Origin of the sequence: Nocardiopsis trehalosi NBRC 14201, from assembly GCF_001552555.1 — a bacterium.
GTDB classification, from domain to species: domain Bacteria; phylum Actinomycetota; class Actinomycetes; order Streptosporangiales; family Streptosporangiaceae; genus Nocardiopsis_B; species Nocardiopsis_B trehalosi.
Genome location: NZ_BCRK01000312.1, coordinates 1 through 3250 on the forward strand (window position 1 = coordinate 1; position 3250 = coordinate 3250).

2 protein-coding genes are annotated in these 3250 nt (G+C 74.4%); one reads left to right on the forward strand and one right to left on the reverse strand.

Annotated elements, in window-relative coordinates; translation table 11 throughout:
• Positions 1-36: 36 nt before the first annotated feature.
• Positions 37-624: a hypothetical protein gene (locus NT8_RS27685; protein ID WP_067975951.1), complete on the reverse strand. Its 588-nt coding sequence runs from the start codon at positions 622-624 to the stop codon at positions 37-39.
• Positions 625-823: 199 nt separating this feature from the next.
• On the opposite strand from NT8_RS27685, the gene NT8_RS27690 reads away from it, so the two are divergent.
• Positions 824-3214 (forward strand): phosphoketolase family protein, encoded by a 2391-nt coding sequence (locus tag NT8_RS27690; protein ID WP_067975953.1) that lies wholly within the window; start codon positions 824-826, stop codon positions 3212-3214.
• The last annotated feature ends 36 nt before the right edge of the window (positions 3215-3250 follow it).

The window sequence follows — 3250 nt, forward strand, 5'->3', positions numbered from 1 at the left end:
CGGCCGGCTGCCCGGCCGCCCGCGGCGCCGTGCGGCTCAGCCCGCCGGCATCATCGGCTGCGGCTGGGGCGGCGGCACCATCAGGTACGTGGTCACCGACAGCACCACGAACACCAGGCCCACCACGACCGCCGCCATGCCCGCCCAGCGGGCCCACGGCCGGGAGTCGGCGTCGGCCAGCACCAGCGCGAGCAAACCCAGCACCACGCCGAGCACCGCGGTGCCGCCGTCGCCCATGATGATGGCGGACAGGGCCGAGAGCTGGTCGGCCGAGCGGACGCTGGCCCACATCTCGCCGAGCCGGGTGCCGACCAGCGCGGCGCCCACCATGAGCAGGGCGGCCAGCGAGAACGTCTCGGCGGAGAACACCCCCGCGGGGCGGGGCGCGGCCAGCTCCCAGTCGGCGGGGTCGGACGCGTCGGCGTCGCGCTCCGCGCCGTCGCCGTCCGTGCCGCCGGCCGGTACGGCACCGCCGGCCGGCGCCGCGCCGTCGGCCGGGCCCGCCGCGGACGCGCCGCCGGCGGGGGGTGCGGCGGGGGCCGCCGCGGGGTCGGGGGTGACGGCGGCCTCGCGCGCCGTCCCCGTGGTCGTCGGGTCGCTGTCGTCTTCGGGTCGCGTGTTCATCGTCGGCCAACCTACCCGTCGCCGACCGTGGCCGCGCGGTCGCGCGGCCGTGCCGCGCGCGCGTTCCGCGGTGTGAGGGCACGGGCGGCGGGCAGCGGGCCGGGATGGCGCAGAAATGACCTCCGCCGCCCCATACCCGGCGCCGGCCCGGGTAGGGCACCGGCGGTGCGCCCGTGACCGGTCGACGAGGGAGACGAGCATGACAGGAACCACGGAGGTCCCGGCGGCGCGGACCGGCGGCGACCCGCTCGGCCGCGAGGACCTGGACCGCCTCGACCGGTACTGGCGGGCGGCCAACTACCTCTCCGTCGGGCAGATCTACCTGCTCAACAACCCGCTGCTCACCGAGCCGCTGCGGCCCGAGCACATCAAGCCCCGGCTGCTCGGCCACTGGGGGACCACCCCCGGCCTGAACTTCGTCTACGCCCACCTGTCGCGGCAGATCCGGCGCCGCGGCACCGAGATGATGTGGGTGGTCGGCCCCGGCCACGGCGGCCCGTCGGCGGTGGCCACCGCCTGGCTCGACGGCACCTACACCGAGGTCTACCCCGGGATCACCCGCGACGCCGAGGGCATGCGCCGGCTGTTCCGGCAGTTCTCCTTCCCCGGCGGCATCCCCAGCCACGTCGCCCCGGAGACCCCCGGCTCCATCCACGAGGGCGGCGAACTCGGCTACGCGCTCTCCCACGCCTACGGCGCCGCCTTCGACAACCCCGACCTGGTGGTCGCCGCGGTCGTCGGCGACGGCGAGGCCGAGACCGGCCCGCTGGCCGGCAGCTGGCAGGCCGGCCGGTTCGTGGACCCGGTGCGCGACGGCGCCGTGCTGCCGATCCTGCACCTCAACGGGTACAAGATCGCCAACCCCACGGTGCTCGCCCGCATCCCCGAGCGCGACCTGGTGTCGCTGCTGGAGGGCCACGGCCACCACCCGATCATCGTCTCCGGCGACGAGCAGGAGCCCATGCACCGCGCGATGGCCGCGGCGCTGGAGACCGCCCTGGACGAGATCGCCGGCATCCAGCACCGCGCCCGCACCGGCCGCCCGGTCGAGGAGGTGCGCTGGCCGATGATCGTGCTGCGCTCGCCCAAGGGGTGGACCGGCCCCGAAGAGGTCGACGGCGCCCCGGTCGAGGGCACCTGGCGCTCCCACCAGGTGCCGCTCAGCGGGGTGCGCACCGACCCCGACCACCTCGCCCACCTGGAGCGGTGGATGCGCTCCTACCGGCCCGAAGAGCTGTTCGACGGCGGCGGCGCGCCCTTCCCCGAGACCACCGCGCTGGTCCCCGACGGGCAGCGGCGCATCAGCGCCAGCCCGCACGCCAACGGCGGCCTGCTGCTCAAGGACCTCACCCTGCCCGACTTCCGCCGCTACGCCGTCGACGTGCCCGAGCCCGCCACCGTGCACGGCGAGGCCACCAAGGTGCTCGGCGAGCTGCTGCGCGACGTCGTCCGCGCCAACCCGAGCACGTTCCGGGTGATGGGCCCCGACGAGACCGCGTCCAACCGGCTCGGCGCGGTGTTCGAGGCCGCCGGGCGCGCCTGGGACCTGGAGCGGCTGCCCACCGACGAGGACCTGGCGCCCGACGGCCGGGTCATGGAGGTCCTCAGCGAGCACCTGTGCCAGGGCTGGCTGGAGGGCTACCTGCTCACCGGGCGGCACGGGCTGTTCAACAGCTACGAGGCGTTCGTGCACATCGTGGACTCCATGGTCAACCAGCACGCCAAGTGGCTCAAGGTGACGCGGAACCTGCCGTGGCGGCGGCCGATCGCGTCGCTGAACTACCTGCTCAGCTCGCACGTGTGGCGTCAGGACCACAACGGGTTCAGCCACCAGGACCCCGGGTTCATCGACCACGTGGTCAACAAGAAGCCGGAGATCGTCCGGGTCTACCTGCCGCCGGACGCCAACACGCTGCTGTCGACCGCCGACCACTGCCTGCGCTCCCGCGACTACGTCAACGTGGTCATCGCGGGCAAGCAGCCCGCCCTCCAGTACCTGGACATGGAGCGGGCCGTCGCCCACTGCACGCGCGGCGCCGGCATCTGGGAGTGGGCGAGCACCGACGAGGGGACCGAACCCGACGTCGTCCTGGCCTGCGCCGGCGACATCCCCACCGCCGAGGCGCTCGCCGCCGCGCGACTGCTGCGCGAGCACCTGCCCGAGCTGCGGGTGCGCCTGGTCAACGTGGTCGACCTGATGCGGCTGATGCCCGCCGAGGAGCACCCCCACGGGCTGCCCGAGCGCGAGTACGACGCCCTGTTCACCACCGACAAGCCGGTCATATTCGCGTTCCACGGCTACCCGTGGCTCATCCACCGGCTCACCTACCGCCGCAACGGCCACCCCAACCTGCACGTGCGCGGCTACAAGGAGGAGGGCACCACCACGACCCCGTTCGACATGGTGATGCTCAACGACCTCGACCGCTTCCACCTCGTCATGGACGTCATCGACCGGGTCCCCGGGCTGGGCGTGAAGGCGGCCCACCTGCGCCAGCACATGCAGGACGAGCGGCTGCGCTGCCGCGCCCACACCCGGGAGTACGGCGAGGACGCCCCCGACATCCGCGACTGGACCTGGACCGGCTGACGGCCGGTCAGGCCCGCCGCTGCTCCTCCTGGCGGG